This is a genomic window from Escherichia sp. MOD1-EC6475, from assembly GCF_003046645.1.
GTDB lineage: Bacteria > Pseudomonadota > Gammaproteobacteria > Enterobacterales > Enterobacteriaceae > Escherichia > Escherichia ruysiae.
This window is the reverse complement of sequence record NZ_PZKQ01000003.1, coordinates 1-16905: the sequence shown is the minus strand read 5'-3', so window position 1 is coordinate 16905 and position 16905 is coordinate 1. Positions and strand designations below refer to the sequence as shown.

Below are 16905 nucleotides of genomic sequence, written 5' to 3'. Positions count from 1 at the left end.
TAATGATGAGTAAAAGGAAATCCGTTGCAGATGATTGTGCGCATACTGCTGCTGTTTATCGCTCTGTTCACCTTTGGTGTGCAGGCGCAGGCTATCAAGGAAAGCTATGCCTTTGCGGTGCTGGGAGAACCCCGGTACGCGTTTAATTTCAACCATTTTGATTATGTGAACCCCGCCGCGCCAAAAGGTGGGCAAATAACGTTATCCTCCATTGGAACCTTCGATAATTTCAACCGCTATGCACTGCGCGGTAACCCTGGCGCACGTACCGAGCAGCTGTACGACACGCTATTTACCACCTCCGATGACGAGCCAGGCAGTTATTACCCGCTGATTGCCGAAAGCGCGCGCTATGCTGACGATTATTCCTGGGTGGAGGTCGCAATTAATCCGCGCGCCCGTTTTCATGATGGTTCGCCCATTACTGCCCGCGATGTTGAATTCACTTTTCAAAAATTTATGACCGAAGGCGTGCCGCAATTTCGTCTGGTTTATAAAGGCACTACCGTTAAAGCCATTGCGCCTTTAACCGTGCGCATTGAATTAGCCAAACCCGGTAAAGAAGATATGCTTAGTCTGTTTTCGCTGCCGGTGTTTCCAGAAAAGTACTGGAAAGATCACAAACTTAGCGACCCGCTCGCCACGCCTCCACTTGCCAGTGGTCCGTACCGAATTACGTCCTGGAAAATGGGGCAGAATATTGTTTATTCCCGCGTGAAAAATTACTGGGCGGCAAACTTACCGGTAAACCGTGGGCGCTGGAATTTCGACACCATTCGCTACGATTATTACCTCGACGATAATGTCGCCTTTGAAGCATTTAAAGCCGGCGCTTTTGATTTGCGTATGGAAAACGACGCCAAAAACTGGGCCACGCGCTATACCGGTAAAAATTTCGACAAAAAATACATTATCAAAGACGAGCAAAAGAACGAATCAGCACAGGATACGCGCTGGCTGGCGTTTAACATCCAGCGTCCGGTATTCAGCGATCGCCGGGTCCGGGAAGCCATCACTCTCGCCTTTGACTTTGAATGGATGAACAAGGCGTTGTTTTACAATGCCTGGAGTCGTACTAACAGTTATTTTCAGAATACCGAATACGCGGCCAGAAATTACCCCGACGCAGCTGAACTGGTGCTTCTGGCGCCGATGAAAAAAGAGTTACCGCCAGAAGTCTTCACGCAAATCTACCAGCCGCCGGTATCCAAAGGCGATGGCTACGATCGTGACAACCTGTTAAAAGCCGACAAACTTCTCAACGAAGCGGGCTGGGTGCTGAAGGGGCAGCAACGCGTAAATACCACAACGGGTCAACCGCTCAGCTTTGAGTTATTGCTGCCTTCGAGCAGCAATAGTCAGTGGGTATTGCCGTTCCAGCACAGCCTGCAACGGCTGGGCATCAATATGGACATTCGCAAGGTGGATAACTCGCAAATCACCAACCGAATGCGCAGTCGCGACTATGACATGATGCCGCGCGTGTGGCGAGCAATGCCGTGGCCCAGTTCCGATTTACAGATTTCCTGGTCATCGGAATATATCAACTCCACTTATAATGCCCCCGGCGTGCAAAGTCCGGTTATCGACTCGCTGATCAACCAGATTATTGCCGCGCAGGGAAATAAAGAAAAATTACTGCCGTTGGGGCGCGCACTGGATCGCGTGTTAACGTGGAATTATTACATGCTGCCGATGTGGTACATGGCGGAAGACCGTCTTGCCTGGTGGGATAAATTCTCTCACCCAGCAGTGCGCCCCATTTACAGCCTCGGTATCGATACCTGGTGGTATGACGTCAATAAAGCGGGCAAACTGCCGTCAGCCAGACAACAGGGAGAGTAGATGGGCGCTTATCTGATTCGCCGTCTGTTGCTGGTGATCCCAACGTTATGGGCGATTATCACCATCAACTTTTTCATCGTGCAAATTGCGCCTGGCGGTCCGGTCGATCAGGCTATCGCCGCCATTGAGTTTGGTAATGCCGGAGTATTACCCGGCGCAGGCGGCGAAGGTGTTCGTGCCAGCCATGCGCAAACGGGCGTCGGCAATATCAGCGACAGTAATTACCGTGGCGGACGCGGATTAGATCCAGAAGTGATCGCCGAGATCACTCATCGCTACGGTTTCGATAAGCCGATCCACGAACGTTACTTCAAAATGCTCTGGGACTACATCCGCTTTGATTTCGGCGACAGCCTGTTTCGCAGCGCCTCGGTGCTGACACTTATTAAAGACAGTCTGCCGGTTTCCATCACCCTCGGATTGTGGAGCACGCTGATTATCTATCTGGTGTCGATTCCGTTAGGCATTCGCAAAGCTGTTTATAATGGTAGCCGCTTTGACGTCTGGAGTAGCGCATTTATCATCATCGGCTACGCCATTCCGGCCTTTTTGTTTGCCATCCTGCTGATTGTCTTCTTCGCAGGCGGCAGCTATTTCGACCTGTTCCCTCTACGCGGCCTGGTTTCCGCTAACTTTGATTCGCTGCCGTGGTATCAGAAAATTACCGATTATCTGTGGCATATCACGCTGCCGGTGCTGGCGACAGTGATTGGCGGCTTTGCGGCGCTGACCATGCTGACAAAAAACTCATTCCTTGATGAAGTGCGCAAGCAATACGTGGTGACCGCCCGTGCGAAAGGGGTAAGTGAAAAAAATATTCTCTGGAAACATGTGTTCCGCAACGCCATGCTGCTGGTGATTGCCGGTTTTCCGGCGACGTTTATCAGCATGTTTTTTACCGGCTCGCTGCTGATTGAGGTGATGTTTTCACTCAATGGTCTTGGCTTACTGGGCTACGAAGCGACCGTCTCGCGCGATTATCCTGTAATGTTTGGTACCTTGTATATTTTCACCCTGATTGGCCTGCTGCTGAATATTGTCAGTGATATCAGCTATACGCTGGTCGATCCGCGTATAGATTTTGAGGGACGTTAATGTCGCGACTCAGCCCCGTCAATCAGGCCCGTTGGGCGCGTTTTCGTCATAACCGTCGCGGTTACTGGTCGTTATGGATTTTCCTCGTCTTGTTTGGTTTGAGTTTGTGTTCTGAACTTATCGCCAACGATAAACCGTTGCTGGTGCGTTATGACGGCAGTTGGTATTTCCCGTTGTTGAAAAACTACAGCGAAAGCGATTTTGGCGGTCCGCTGGCAAGTCAGGCTGATTATCAGGACCCGTGGCTGAAACAACGGCTGGAAAATAACGGCTGGGTACTGTGGGCACCGATTCGCTTTAGTGCTACCAGTATCAACTTTGCTACCGATAAGCCCTTCCCTTCTCCACCCTCCCGGCAAAACTGGCTGGGAACGGATGCCAATGGCGGCGATGTGCTGGCGCGCATTCTGTATGGTACGCGGATCTCAGTTCTGTTTGGTTTGATGTTGACACTCTGTTCCAGCGTGATGGGCGTGCTGGCGGGGGCGCTACAAGGCTATTACGGCGGTAAAATCGATCTCTGGGGACAACGCTTTATTGAAGTATGGTCGGGAATGCCAACGCTGTTTTTAATTATTCTGCTCTCCAGTGTCGTGCAGCCTAACTTCTGGTGGCTGCTGGCAATTACCGTTTTGTTTGGCTGGATGAGTCTGGTCGGCGTGGTGCGCGCAGAGTTTTTACGTACCCGCAATTTCGACTACATCCGTGCAGCTCAGGCGCTTGGCGTCAGCGATCGCAGTATAATTCTGCGTCATATGTTGCCAAATGCCATGGTCGCTACCCTTACCTTTTTACCGTTTATTTTATGCAGTTCAATAACTACCCTGACCTCGCTCGATTTCCTCGGCTTCGGTCTGCCGCTCGGTTCACCGTCGCTCGGCGAACTGCTGTTACAAGGGAAAAATAACCTTCAGGCACCGTGGCTTGGGATCACCGCCTTCTTGTCGGTGGCGATATTGTTGTCTCTGCTGATCTTTATTGGTGAAGCAGTCCGCGACGCATTTGATCCTAATAAGGCGGTGTAGCATGACGCAAACTCTGTTAGCGATTGAAAACTTGTCGGTGGGTTTTCGCCATCAGCAAACTGTTCGTACCGTAGTGAATGATGTTTCACTACAGATTGAGGCTGGCGAAACGCTGGCACTGGTAGGTGAGTCAGGTTCCGGCAAGAGCGTTACCGCACTGTCTATTTTACGTCTGCTCCCTTCCCCACCGGTTGAATATCTTGCTGGAGATATTCGTTTTCATGGCGAATCGCTGCTTCATGCCAGCGAGCAAACGTTGCGCGGCGTACGCGGTAATAAGATAGCCATGATCTTCCAGGAGCCAATGGTGTCGTTAAATCCATTGCATACCCTGGAAAAACAGCTTTATGAAGTGCTTTCACTCCATCGCGGGATGCGACGAGAAGCGGCACGTGGCGAGATATTAAATTGCCTTGATCGCGTAGGTATCCGTCACGCAGCAAAACGACTGACAGATTACCCGCATCAGCTCTCTGGCGGCGAACGCCAGCGGGTGATGATTGCGATGGCGCTATTAACGCGCCCGGAATTATTAATTGCCGATGAACCGACCACCGCGCTGGACGTCTCTGTCCAGGCGCAGATTTTGCAGCTGTTGCGCGAACTGCAACATGAACTGAATATGGGGATGCTGTTTATTACTCATAACCTCAGCATCGTCAGAAAACTGGCTCACCGCGTGGCAGTGATGCAAAACGGTCACTGTGTGGAGCAAAATAACGCCACTGCGCTATTTGCCTCCCCTGCTCATTCTTACACGCAAAAGCTACTCAACAGCGAGCCGTCAGGCGACCCGGTGCCGTTGCCAGAGCCTGCCTCAACGTTGCTTGATGTTGAACAGCTTCAGGTTGCCTTCCCCATTCGCAAGGGGATTTTAAAACGCGTTGTCGATCATAACGTGGTGGTGAAAAGTGTCAGTTTTACGCTACGGGCAGGTGAAACGCTGGGTTTAGTGGGCGAGTCCGGTTCCGGTAAAAGCACTACGGGACTGGCGCTACTGCGACTGATTAACTCTCAGGGCAGCATCGTCTTTGACGGTCAGCCATTGCAAAATTTAAATCGCCGCCAGCTATTGCCGATTCGCCATCGCATTCAGGTGGTATTTCAGGATCCAAACTCCTCGCTCAATCCACGACTCAACGTATTGCAGATTATTGAGGAGGGATTACGGGTTCACCAGCCGACGCTTTCTGCCGCACAACGCGAAGAACAAGTGAAAGAGGTGATGCATGAAGTGGGATTAGATCCTGAAACGCGCCACCGTTATCCGGCAGAGTTTTCCGGGGGGCAACGACAACGCATAGCGATTGCCAGGGCGTTGATTCTTAAGCCTTCACTGATCATTCTTGATGAACCAACATCGTCGCTCGACAAAACGGTACAGGCGCAAATATTGACGCTATTGAAATCATTGCAACAAAAGCATCAACTGGCCTATTTGTTTATCAGCCACGATTTGCACGTCGTCCGCGCGCTATGTCATCAGGTTATCGTACTGCGACAGGGGGAAGTGGTGGAACAAGGGCCGTGCGCACGCGTATTTGCCGCACCACAGCAGGAGTATACGCGTCAGCTACTGGCGTTAAGCTGACGCTTAAAAAGGATTGTAATTTGAGAAGGGCTCGGCAATTGCCACACCAAAATTTTTCAGTCGGCATGTCGCAGCAAACTCATCATGGCGATTTACAAACAGGCACGGTTCACCTTCACACTCCAGTACCGAGCATGGAACTTCTATGTCGCTTAACGCCTGACTTAGTTTATACATCACCGACCATGCATTATCACCATCCGGGCTAAGCAATTTAAGCGCCACCAGGCTGTTGTCACCGCACGGTCCATTTTGCGGAATCGGTTCAACCTTCGAACCTGCGAAACCAGCAGACCAGCGATAGTTCTGCGGCAGTCGATGGACGATTGAGAGTTGTAATGAAGTCACTTATTTTCCCCGGAAGCACATTTACTTCACAATTTGTTTACATCAATTTTAACACATCATCAACAATCCGTCTTTAAACAGATCGTAAAGATTGATGCCTCGCCTGCGTGGCCTCTATGGCTCTGATTTAAATAATATCTGCGGGCGTGGTCACGTTTGCGGGGCTATATGTACCCGTTTCTGCGATCTAACTCAACCTTTTTAACTACAATGATGTGACTTTTTACACAAATTGATTTTACATAAAATAAACAAATGACGGGAGATTGATAGATTTGCGGTTGATATGCATCAACAAAGGAAGCCTTTTAGCTTCCCCGTTGTGCAATAGATCACCGTTTTTTCGGCCGACTGGCGTACAGACAGAAGAGAATGGAGCAGGTCGCACAGAACGCAATCGACCAGATCATCGGCCATGCGGAGTTAAAGGTCGCAAGGGAGAGCAATGCACCGACAATGGCGCCAATACCAAAGCGGAAGGTTCCTGCCAGCGATGATGCCGTTCCCGCCATATGCGGAAACTCATCCAGAATCACTGCCATCGCATTGGATGACACCATCGACACGCACCCCACAAACGCCGCCACCCCAACCACCAGCGACCAGAACCCTAGTCCCAGCAGCGCACTGATGACCATCCACGCCGCCATAATAAATTGTATCCACAGCCCCGATCGGAACATATTCAGCGCGCCAATGCGGCGAACAAAGCGACTGTTAAAGATGGTCATCACGAACAAGAAAACAATATTCAGCGCAAAGTAATAACCAAAGTTTTCCGGCGCGACGTGGTTAATTTCAATGTAGACAAACGGTCCGGCGCTTAAGAACGAGAACATCCCGGCAAAGCTAAAACCGCTGGCCAGCATATAACTCAGGACACGCTTATGACGGAACAGCGCAGCGAAGTTACCAATAGTGGTACGGATGTGAAACGGCTGACGACGCTCCGGCGGTAACGTTTCTTTGATCAGGAAGAAGATCATCGCCGAAGCCAGAATCGCCGCCACGGCGAGGATCCAGAAAATGTAATGCCAGCTCAGCCACACCAGCACCCAACCGCCAACAATCGGTGCCATCAGCGGCGCGATGGTCGTTACCAGCATGACAAACGACATCATCCGCGAGAACTCTTCTTTCGGGTAGATATCGCGCATCAGGGCGTTGATGACCACGCTGGCCGCAGCCGCCGCCAGCCCGTGGAAGAAACGCATCACAATCAGCTGATCGATAGTTTGCGCCAGTGCACACGCCACCGCCGCCGCAGCAAATACCAGCGTACCGCCGAGAACCACCGGCTTACGCCCGAAGCTATCCGCCATCGGTCCGTAGATTAACTGCCCCAACGCAAAGCCCAGAATATAAGTACTCAGGGTCATCTGCGTACTGCCCGCCGGCACACCAAACTGCGCAGAAATCACTGGCAGCGCGGGCAGATACATATCAATCGACAGCGGCATCAACATGGCCAGCAGGCCAAGGATAAAAACAATAGCAAACGACGAATGCTGTCGGGTGGTCACAACGGGCTCCTGAATATAATGAAAGTGTTAACTAACGCTGGCGATTTCTTCTGCAGTTAATGGACGATATTCACCGGGTGCTAAATCAGCATCCAGCGTAATGCCGCCAATACGTTCACGATGCAGCTCAACCACGTGGTTACCCACGGCGGCGAACATGCGTTTCACCTGATGATAACGTCCTTCGCTGATGGTCAGACGTACCTGCGTCGGAGTAATCACTTCCAGCACCGCCGGCTTAGTGAGATCTTTTTCGTTATGTAACTGCACGCCTTTAGCAAACTGCTCTGCCGTATCGTCTGCCACCGGGGACTCCAGCGTCACCAGGTAGGTTTTCTCACAATGATGACGTGGAGAAGTAATGCGGTGCGACCACTGACCGTCATCGGTCATCAGCACCAGACCGGTGGTGTCGATATCCAGCCGCCCTGCTGCATGTAGTTTCCACGCCACAGGTTCATCCAGAAAATAGAGCACCGTTGGGTGATCCGGATCGTCAGTAGAACAAACATAGCCCTGAGGCTTATTGAGCATGAAGTAACGTGGTCCGTGTTGCTGTGCCAGCGGGTTACCATCGTAAGCCACACTGTGTTCAGGGAGCAGTTTAAACGCTGCATTGCGGACGATTTCGCCATCGACGGTGACACGAGTGGCACGGATTTCACGCCCGGCAATAGCACGGCTAACGCCGAGTTGCTGTGCGATAAATTTATCAAGTCGCATGTGTGTGATTTTGCCTGTAAAAAACGGAGGTCGGGTAATGACCCGAAAATCTGAACTGTTGTTCGCCCAGTATAGCGGTCTAATAACTTCCCTCAAGAGAAAAAGATCCGTGGCATACTATTAGCAGAATAATCTACCTACGCGAGACCATGATTTTTACACTCCGTCCATATCAGCAAGAAGCCGTGGATGCCACGCTCAACCATTTTCGTCGTCATAAAACTCCTGCCGTTATCGTGCTGCCTACTGGTGCAGGTAAAAGCCTGGTGATAGCGGAACTGGCACGGCTGGCGCGTGGTCGCGTGCTGGTGCTGGCGCACGTCAAAGAGCTGGTGGCGCAAAACCATGCAAAATATCAGGCGCTGGGACTGGAAGCCGATATTTTTGCCGCCGGGCTGAAGCGTAAAGAGAGCCACGGCAAAGTGGTGTTTGGCAGCGTACAGTCGGTCGCACGCAATCTCGATGCCTTTCAGGGTGAATTTTCGCTGTTGATTGTCGATGAATGTCACCGTATTGGCGACGACGAAGAGAGTCAGTATCAGCAAATTCTTACTCACCTGACCAAAGTGAATCCCCACTTACGCCTGCTGGGGCTGACTGCCACGCCTTTTCGACTGGGCAAAGGCTGGATCTACCAGTTCCATTATCACGGCATGGTACGCGGCGATGAGAAAGCCCTTTTCCGTGACTGCATTTATGAGCTGCCGCTGCGTTATATGATTAAACACGGTTATCTGACGCCACCAGAACGGCTGGATATGCCGGTAGTGCAATACGATTTCAGCCGCTTACAGGCACAGAGCAATGGGCTGTTCAGCGAAGCAGATCTCAATCGCGAGCTGAAAAAACAACAACGTATTACGCCGCACATCATCAGCCAGATCATGGAGTTCGCCGCAACGCGCAAAGGGGTGATGATTTTCGCCGCGACGGTTGAACACGCAAAAGAGATTGTGGGATTGCTGCCCGCCGAAGATGCAGCACTCATTACCGGTGACACACCCGGCGCTGAACGTGATGTATTAATTGAAGATTTTAAAACCCAGCGTTTTCGCTATCTGGTCAACGTTGCGGTACTGACCACCGGATTTGACGCCCCGCACGTCGATCTTATCGCCATTCTGCGTCCTACTGAATCAGTGAGTCTTTACCAACAAATTGTCGGGCGCGGTCTGCGTCTGGCTCCCGGCAAGACTGATTGCTTAATTCTTGATTATGCGGGTAATCCTCACGATCTCTACGCGCCAGAAGTTGGCACCCCAAAAGGCAAAAGTGACAACGTTCCGGTACAGGTTTTCTGCCCTGCCTGCGGTTTTGCCAACACCTTCTGGGGCAAAACGACCGCCGACGGGACATTGATTGAACACTTTGGTCGTCGCTGTCAGGGATGGTTTGAAGATGACGACGGTCATCGCGAACAGTGTGACTTCCGTTTCCGTTTTAAAAATTGCCCGCAATGTAACGCGGAAAATGATATTGCCGCCCGACGCTGCTGCGAATGTGACACGGTACTGGTTGATCCAGACGACATGTTAAAAGCGGCGCTACGAATGAAAGATGCTCTGGTATTACGCTGTAGCGGCATGTCTTTGCAGCATGGACACGACGAGAAAGGCGAATGGTTGAAAATCACCTATTACGATGAAGACGGCGCGGATGTGAGTGAGCGTTTCCGTCTGCAAACGCCCGCCCAGCGAACCGCCTTCGAGCAGTTTTTTATCCGCCCGCATACGCGCACACCGGGCATCCCTCTGCGCTGGATCACCGCTGCCGATATCCTCGCTCAGCAAGCGTTACTGCGCCATCCGGATTTTGTTGTTGCGCGAATGAAAGGCCAGTACTGGCAAGTGCGTGAAAAAGTGTTCGATTACGAAGGTCGTTTTCGTCGGGCACATGAATTACGCGGTTAATAGTAGTTTTGATTGATGTATAAGGCGATTGAGTATAGAATCTCGCCCGCTTTTGCATACGCAAAGCAGATCACTTACCTGTTGCTGGGTCGCCTGTAGCAGGATTAATTTAAGAGAGAAAGAAATGTTTACTATCAACGCAGAAGTACGTAAAGAGCAGGGTAAGGGTGCGAGCCGCCGCCTGCGCGCCGCTAACAAGTTCCCGGCAATCATCTACGGTGGCAAAGAAGCGCCGCTGGCTATCGAGCTGGATCACGACAAAGTCATGAACATGCAAGCTAAAGCTGAATTCTACAGCGAAGTTCTGACCATCGTTGTTGACGGTAAAGAAATCAAAGTTAAAGCTCAGGACGTACAGCGTCACCCGTACAAACCGAAGCTGCAGCACATCGACTTCGTTCGCGCTTAATCGCTGAATAAGTTGTAAAAAACCCCGCTCCGGCGGGGTTTTTTGTATCTGCAGATTATGCCTGATGCGACGCAGTGCGTCTTATCAGGCATACAGGTATTACCGTTATTTGCAGGCCAGAGAAGGCGTTCACGCCGCATCTGGCATTCATAACACAAACCCGATTAATTACCGCCAGACGTCCGGCGCTGAAGCTGATCGCGCAAGTTCGGCGGCGTGCCCTTAATGGTCAGGGTATCGGTCGCCGGATCCCAGAAAATCCGTTCGCCTAACAGCATTGCATCAAAGTTGATGGTTAAGCCACCACCGCTACCGGCAAACTTAGTCAACTGACGCAGCGTGCTACGATCTGCCGGGAAGCTCTCTTCCAGTTCATAGCCTTTTTCAGCCGCAAATTCCGTGAAGCTCACCTCACTGACACCCGCCAGTTCTTTCGACAGCGACTCCAGCTCGATCTCTTCGCCCGCCTGCAATTGCTCATTACAGTAGCTATAAACCTGCTGGCGAACGTTCTGCCGTTCTGCTTTATCCAGTTGCGCTTCGGCGGTAAAGTCATCGACCGCCTGTAACAGACCACGGTTTTGCGCTTTCGCATTCAACCCTTCGCTGGCACCGAGGAAGTCCATAAAGAAATCAGCCACTTTGCGCCCTACCCGCCCTTTCAGGAAAGTAAGATAACGGGTCGATTCTGGATTGGTTTCCCATTCGGTCAAATCGATACGCGCAACAATATCCGCATGATTAATATCGAGATAATGGGTCGGGTTGATGTCGAGGTTTTCGTTAACGCGCATACTGCTTAAATTGTTCAGTACGCAAATCAGCAAATACTCAACCGCCAGATAGCGATAGTGACAAAACAGCACGAAGCCGCCGTCAGCAAAAGGATATTTCGCCAGTTCGTCACGCAGGCGACCAGTTGCTGCCCGACTAAATGCCAGAAAGTCTTCTTCGCCCTGACGCTGTAAGCGCAGCGTCTGCGCCAGCTCACTTTCCTCGCTAAACAAACCGTAGGCTTTGTTCTTGGCGCTATAGACACGATGCAGCTCTGCCACCATCTCAACGACGGTTTCCGTCGGTTCCAGCAATGAATCGCGCAGCACCAGCTCAAGGTTCTGCTCATCACGCTTGATAAGCTGGTGCAGAGCAATCTGGTTGATATCCAGACTCATGATAAACTCTCCTTTAAGACCGGGCGGTATTCAACCACCGCCGGTTAAGCGACGCAATAAAAGATGGCGGTCATTTTACAGAAGGTGGCGTAACGCGAATGATTTAAAGTATAAAAAAGCAGAAAAAAAACCGTTGCTACGGTAATATGTTGCCCTTTCATCAACTAACTGATTTCGATTTATGCCACAAATTTCCCGCTACAGTGATGAACAGGTTGAACAATTGCTCGCAGAGCTGCTCAACGTACTGGAAAAACATAAGGCTCCGACCGACCTTTCCCTGATGGTGTTAGGCAATATGGTCACCAACCTTATCAACACCAGCATTGCCCCGGCTCAGCGCCAGGCGATTGCCAACTCTTTTGCCCGCGCCTTACAGTCCTCTATCAACGAAGACAAAGCGCACTAAGGGAAACAGATAACAGGTTATGGTAACTCATCGTCAGCGCTACCGTGAAAAAGTCTCCCAGATGGTCAGTTGGGGGCACTGGTTTGCACTGTTCAATATTCTGCTTTCGCTCGTCATTGGCAGCCGTTACCTGTTTATCGCCGACTGGCCGACAACGCTTGCGGGTCGTATTTATTCCTACGTAAGCATTATCGGCCATTTCAGCTTCCTGGTGTTCGCCACCTACTTGCTGATCCTCTTCCCGCTGACCTTTATCGTCGGCTCCCAGAGGCTGATGAGGTTTTTGTCCGTCATTCTGGCAACGGCGGGAATGACGCTATTACTGATCGATAGCGAAGTCTTTACTCGTTTCCATCTCCATCTTAATCCCATCGTCTGGCAACTGGTTATCAACCCAGACGAAAATGAGATGGCGCGCGACTGGCAGCTGATGTTCATCAGCGTGCCGGTTATTTTATTGCTTGAACTGGTGTTTGCGACGTGGAGCTGGCAAAAGCTGCGCAGCCTGACGCGTCGTCGGCGCTTCGCGCGCCCGCTGGCCGCATTCTTATTTATCGCCTTTATCGCCTCGCATGTGGTGTATATCTGGGCCGATGCCAACTTCTATCGCCCGATCACCATGCAGCGCGCTAACCTGCCGCTTTCGTACCCGATGACGGCGCGACGTTTTCTTGAGAAGCATGGTCTGCTTGATGCGCAGGAGTATCAACGCCGTCTTATTGAGCAAGGTAATCCAGACGCCGTTTCCGTTCAGTATCCGTTAAGCGAACTGCGCTACCGCGATATGGGCACCGGGCAAAACGTCTTGCTGATTACTGTCGATGGCCTGAACTACTCACGCTTTGAGAAGCAGATGCCTGCGCTGGCCGGTTTTGCTGAGCAAAATATTTCGTTCACGCGCCATATGAGTTCCGGCAACACGACAGACAACGGCATCTTTGGCCTGTTCTATGGCATATCGCCAAGTTATATGGACGGCATTCTGTCGACCCGTACGCCTGCGGCATTAATTACCGCGCTTAACCAGCAAGGCTATCAACTGGGATTATTCTCATCCGATGGCTTTACCAGCCCGTTGTATCGTCAGGCATTGTTGTCAGACTTCTCAATGCCGAGCGTTCGCACGCAATCCGATGAGCAGACAGCCACACAGTGGATCAACTGGCTGAGCCGCTACGCGCAAGAAGATAATCGCTGGTTCTCATGGGTATCTTTCAATGGCACCAACATTGACGACAGCAACCAGCAAGCATTTACACGGAAATATAGCCGCGCGGCAGGTAATGTCGATGACCAGATTAACCGCGTGCTTGATGCGCTGAAAGCGTCCGGCAAGCTGGACAATACGGTGGTGATTATTACTGCCGGTCGGGGTATTCCGCTGAGCGAAGAGGAAGAAACCTTTGACTGGTCCCACGGTCATATTCAGGTGCCGTTAGTGATTCACTGGCCAGGCACACCGGCACAGCGAATTAATACCCTGACCGACCATACCGATCTGATGACCACGCTGATGCAACGTCTGCTACACGTCAGCACACCGGCGAGCGAATATTCGCAAGGTCAGGATTTGTTCAACCCTGAGCGCCGTCATTACTGGGTGACTGCGGCGGATAACGATACGCTGGCAATTACCACCCCGAAAATGACGCTGGTACTGAACAATAACGGTAAATACCGCACTTACAACTTACGTGGCGAAAGAGTGAAAGACGAAAAACCACAGTTAAGTTTGTTATTGCAAGTGCTGACAGACGAGAAGCGTTTCATCGCTAACTGATTAATTATAAATCAGTTAGCAAAATATCTTACTTGCAATCGTTGTGGAAAACGGTAGTATAAGCAGCCACGAGTCGGCACGTAGCGCAGCCTGGTAGCGCACCGTCATGGGGTGTCGGGGGTCGGAGGTTCAAATCCTCTCGTGCCGACCAAATCGCTCATTATTAATTATCGTTTTTATGAAATAAGCCCGCTAATTCATTGAATAGCGGGTTTTTTTATTGTTTTTAGTCATCGTTATTCGACGGTAACAGTGGTTTTCAGCCGTTTTTTTTAGTTATATGTTTAGTTATACGGGCTGGCGCATAGCTAAATCCGTATAACTAGAACCTGTTTTTTCCCGTGGATTCATAAACGTATGGCAAGAAAGGCGACCCCACTCACCACCACACAGATCAAAGCAGCTAAACCAGCGGAAAAAGAATACACCTTACAGGATGGCGGCGGGCTTTTTCTCGTTATTAAGCCGTCTGGTTCGAAACTATGGCGATTCAACTACTATCGACCATCGAACAAAAAACGAACAATCATTAGTTTGGGATCGCTTGATGAAGTCTCCCTGGCTGATGCCAGAAAACGCCGTAGCGAGTACAGGACGTTAATTGCGGCAGGAACCGACCCGCAGGAATACGAACGGCAAAAACTCGAAGCAGAGGCTCGACGACAGGGCAACACGTTCGAAAATGTGGCCGCATTGTGGTACGAAATGAAAAAAAACCAGAATCTCGCCCACAATACGATCAAGGACATCTGGCGCTCTCTAGAGAAATATGTATTCCCGTATATCGGAAACACACCGATAGATACTCTCACCGCTCGCCGCTTTGTTGAGATACTCACGCCCATCAAGGCACGTGGCAACCTGGAAACACTGAAACGCGTTTTACAGCGCATCAATGAAGTGATGGATTTTGCTGCCAACAGTGGACTGATTGACATCAACACCGCCGCGAACGTTCGCAAGGCATTCCCTTCCCCCACCAAAAAGCACATGCCAACCATCCGACCGGAACAACTACCGCAGCTAATGCACGATTTATCGATCGCCAGCATAGAACGGCAAACCAGATTGCTGATTGAGTGGCAGTTGTTAACCGCAACCCGCCCAGCCGAAGCCTCCGCCGCACGGTGGGAAGAAATCAACCTTGAGGCGGCAACCTGGACGATACCAGCCGGACGCATGAAGATGCGCCGTGATCATGTGATCCCCCTTTGCGCTCAGGCGATGGCAGTGCTTGAAGCCATGAAGCCGATTAGCGCACGAAGGGAGCATGTTTTCCCCAGTCTTAAAAATCCAGTGCAACCAATGAGCAGCCAGACAGCAAACGCAGCATTACGGCGAATGGGTTACGCTGGTGTGCTGGTATCTCACGGACTACGCGCCATATTCAGCACAGCGGCGAACGAAGAAGGATTCGAGCCGGACGTAATCGAGGCCGCACTAGCCCACGTAGACACAAACGAAGTTAGACGGGCATACAACCGAAGCAACTACCTGGAAAAACGTAAAGTGTTAATGTGCTGGTGGGGTGATTTTGTGGAAGCAGCCGCAACCGGAACAACAATCGCCAGCGGGCACAGAGGATTACGCGGAATAAAATAAAATATTTAAAAAATTATTGGTTCCTAATTGGTGTCAGTTAGGAACTAATTTGTATCTCATTACTATCCCATTTCTGTCTCGCTTCTGCCTCATTTCTATCTCATTACTGTCTCATATTGAGATATATTTAAATTCTTTTTATGTTAGAAAATTAAAAAATAATCAATCACACAACTCTTATTAAATAAATCTTGACTTGCTTTTTTATAGATTTGTATTCTTTTTATATGCTTCATGTGGTTACCGTCACTTTCATTCAAAAAGTGATATTTGCTGTCTTTAGGAGAAATAAGATGAGAGCTATTCTTTTACGACCAGAGGTAAAGGCCTTGCTACGCATCAAGTCTGACTCGACCCTAACGGAAATGATTAACAAGGGCGGGTTCCCCAAAGGATTCCGTATCGGGCTGCGTCGCATTGGCTGGTATGAAGATGAGGTGCTCGCCTGGTTGAAAGAACGAGAGAGAGAAACTCGCGAAGCGTAAGCGTGATTAACGCTCGCCTGATTACTATCAAGCAACAAGACAATTAAGAGAGAACATTATGAATACTGGCAAAAATGCCCAAACAGGGGCAGGTTTTCGTTCAACCATAAAAAATATGGCTGATGTTATTACTCAGTACAAACCTTACGAACGAATTAATTGAACTAATCGCACTTCCGTTTTAAACGGAAACGAACAATCGCATAGATTAAACGACAAAATAAATATGCTTTTTACAAACAAAATAAAGGCGACCGCAGAGGGTCGCCAGAGAACATGTATTAAACTTGAATGCATCGCCAACAATGCCACATTTACGGCTGGTGGGCAATGTGATTTGTGTGGTGGGCACACCTTCAACACATCCGACCACATGAGCCGGAAAACGGGATATACTCGCCGAATCCCTTATAAAACGGGGATCGGGATTGCTACCCCGCTGAAGCAAAAGGCGACACATGACGCGCCAGCGTCTTTTTTGTTGTCTGTAACCGCACGCGCTGTAAATCATCAAGGCCACGTTATTGATATTCGGCAAAACGTGAACGCCACCTGCATTAGTGCAGCTATAGCAATATTGAAAGAAGAGTTAATCGGCTGTGGGTTCACGCAGGTGATGATCCATGCCGTAGTTGAAGTGACGACAGTTCATTAATACAGCTTTAACAAAAACGTAATTCGACAAATGAAAACAAAAAATTCTGGCTTTACTGCCAGCGGATTCGCTCGGCCTGAAATCCGCCCCGGCGATATTTTCCGGGATAAATACGGCAGCACGGTAATGATTAAGGGCGTGAGTGAACGACGCATTACCACCGAAGATTGTGCGCGTATGGTGGCTGTTACGGTGGCCTCCCGACAACGCAAAATTGCGGCGGCACAGTCGGTTTACCGCGCTAACACGGCTTGATTCACTCGCTCGACTTGTCCCACCTCCCCCCCCAACTTGTCCCAAAACAGCCTGGACTTGTCCCACCTTACCTAATTT

The 16905-nt window shown here is 50.4% G+C and carries 16 protein-coding genes and 1 tRNA gene; 13 read left to right on the top strand and 4 right to left on the bottom strand.

All coding sequences use genetic code 11. The features are described from left to right. The first annotated feature begins 30 nt into the window (after positions 1 to 30). The 4 genes from A7589_RS00625 to yejF are packed head-to-tail and all read left to right on the top strand — an operon-like array spanning position 31 to position 5556. Complete coding sequence (locus tag A7589_RS00625) at positions 31 to 1845, top strand: extracellular solute-binding protein (RefSeq protein WP_010354289.1); 1815 nt, start codon at positions 31 to 33, stop codon at positions 1843 to 1845. Beyond that, positions 1846 to 2940: a microcin C ABC transporter permease YejB gene (locus tag A7589_RS00620; protein WP_000501604.1), complete on the top strand. Its 1095-nt coding sequence runs from the start codon at positions 1846 to 1848 to the stop codon at positions 2938 to 2940. Beyond that, the gene (locus tag A7589_RS00615) at positions 2940 to 3965 is read left to right on the top strand and encodes an ABC transporter permease (protein ID WP_108188686.1); all 1026 of its coding nucleotides are present in this window, start codon (positions 2940 to 2942) and stop codon (positions 3963 to 3965) included. The genes A7589_RS00620 and A7589_RS00615 overlap by 1 nt, the downstream gene beginning before the upstream one ends. A gap of 1 nt (position 3966) precedes the next feature. Continuing rightward, positions 3967 to 5556: a microcin C ABC transporter ATP-binding protein YejF gene (yejF, locus tag A7589_RS00610; protein WP_000194900.1), complete on the top strand. Its 1590-nt coding sequence runs from the start codon at positions 3967 to 3969 to the stop codon at positions 5554 to 5556. A 3-nt stretch (positions 5557 to 5559) separates the two neighbouring features. Here the strand turns inward: yejF and A7589_RS00605 are convergent, their stop codons facing one another. The 3 genes from A7589_RS00605 to rsuA all read right to left on the bottom strand — a co-directional run bounded on the left by A7589_RS00605 (position 5560) and on the right by rsuA (position 8150). Beyond that, a complete protein-coding gene (locus A7589_RS00605) occupies positions 5560 to 5904 on the bottom strand; it encodes a YejG family protein (protein WP_000202796.1) in 345 nt (114 codons plus the stop codon). A gap of 332 nt (positions 5905 to 6236) precedes the next feature. Further along, positions 6237 to 7427 (bottom strand): multidrug efflux MFS transporter Bcr, encoded by a 1191-nt coding sequence (bcr, locus tag A7589_RS00595; protein WP_000213383.1) that lies wholly within the window; start codon positions 7425 to 7427, stop codon positions 6237 to 6239. A 27-nt stretch (positions 7428 to 7454) separates the two neighbouring features. Continuing rightward, a complete protein-coding gene (gene rsuA / locus A7589_RS00590; protein WP_001234832.1) occupies positions 7455 to 8150 on the bottom strand; it encodes a 16S rRNA pseudouridine(516) synthase RsuA in 696 nt (231 codons plus the stop codon). A gap of 149 nt (positions 8151 to 8299) precedes the next feature. Here rsuA and radD point away from each other — a divergent pair, with 149 nt between their 5' ends. Then, positions 8300 to 10060: a DNA repair helicase RadD gene (gene radD / locus A7589_RS00580; protein ID WP_108188685.1), complete on the top strand. Its 1761-nt coding sequence runs from the start codon at positions 8300 to 8302 to the stop codon at positions 10058 to 10060. A gap of 124 nt (positions 10061 to 10184) precedes the next feature. Continuing rightward, on the top strand, positions 10185 to 10469 hold the full coding sequence (gene rplY, locus A7589_RS00575; protein ID WP_000494183.1) for a 50S ribosomal protein L25: 285 nt from the start codon (positions 10185 to 10187) through the stop codon (positions 10467 to 10469). Between the two features lie 164 nt (positions 10470 to 10633). On the opposite strand, the gene yejK is transcribed toward rplY, so the two are convergent. Further along, positions 10634 to 11641, bottom strand: a complete 1008-nt coding sequence (gene yejK, locus A7589_RS00570; protein ID WP_000050780.1) for a nucleoid-associated protein YejK — start codon at positions 11639 to 11641, stop codon at positions 10634 to 10636. A gap of 181 nt (positions 11642 to 11822) precedes the next feature. Here yejK and A7589_RS00565 point away from each other — a divergent pair, with 181 nt between their 5' ends. The 7 genes from A7589_RS00565 to A7589_RS23135 all read left to right on the top strand — a co-directional run bounded on the left by A7589_RS00565 (position 11823) and on the right by A7589_RS23135 (position 16827). Then, positions 11823 to 12050 carry a YejL family protein gene (locus A7589_RS00565; RefSeq protein ID WP_001135667.1) on the top strand — a complete coding sequence of 76 codons (228 nt, stop codon included), beginning with the start codon at positions 11823 to 11825 and terminating at the stop codon, positions 12048 to 12050. Between the two features lie 19 nt (positions 12051 to 12069). Then, complete coding sequence (gene yejM / locus A7589_RS00560) at positions 12070 to 13830, top strand: LPS biosynthesis-modulating metalloenzyme YejM (RefSeq protein WP_105282507.1); 1761 nt, start codon at positions 12070 to 12072, stop codon at positions 13828 to 13830. A 74-nt stretch (positions 13831 to 13904) separates the two neighbouring features. Continuing rightward, positions 13905 to 13981 (top strand) — tRNA-Pro (locus tag A7589_RS00555). A gap of 206 nt (positions 13982 to 14187) precedes the next feature. Beyond that, complete coding sequence (locus A7589_RS00550; RefSeq protein ID WP_108188684.1) at positions 14188 to 15432, top strand: integrase domain-containing protein; 1245 nt, start codon at positions 14188 to 14190, stop codon at positions 15430 to 15432. 293 nt (positions 15433 to 15725) lie between these two features. Further along, positions 15726 to 15917, top strand: coding sequence for a helix-turn-helix transcriptional regulator (locus tag A7589_RS00545; protein ID WP_047668755.1), 192 nt, complete (start codon positions 15726 to 15728; stop codon positions 15915 to 15917). A gap of 226 nt (positions 15918 to 16143) precedes the next feature. After that, positions 16144 to 16572, top strand: coding sequence for a hypothetical protein (locus A7589_RS23140; protein ID WP_235613303.1), 429 nt, complete (start codon positions 16144 to 16146; stop codon positions 16570 to 16572). 30 nt (positions 16573 to 16602) lie between these two features. After that, a complete protein-coding gene (locus tag A7589_RS23135) occupies positions 16603 to 16827 on the top strand; it encodes a DUF4222 domain-containing protein (RefSeq protein ID WP_108188683.1) in 225 nt (74 codons plus the stop codon). The last annotated feature ends 78 nt before the right edge of the window (positions 16828 to 16905 follow it).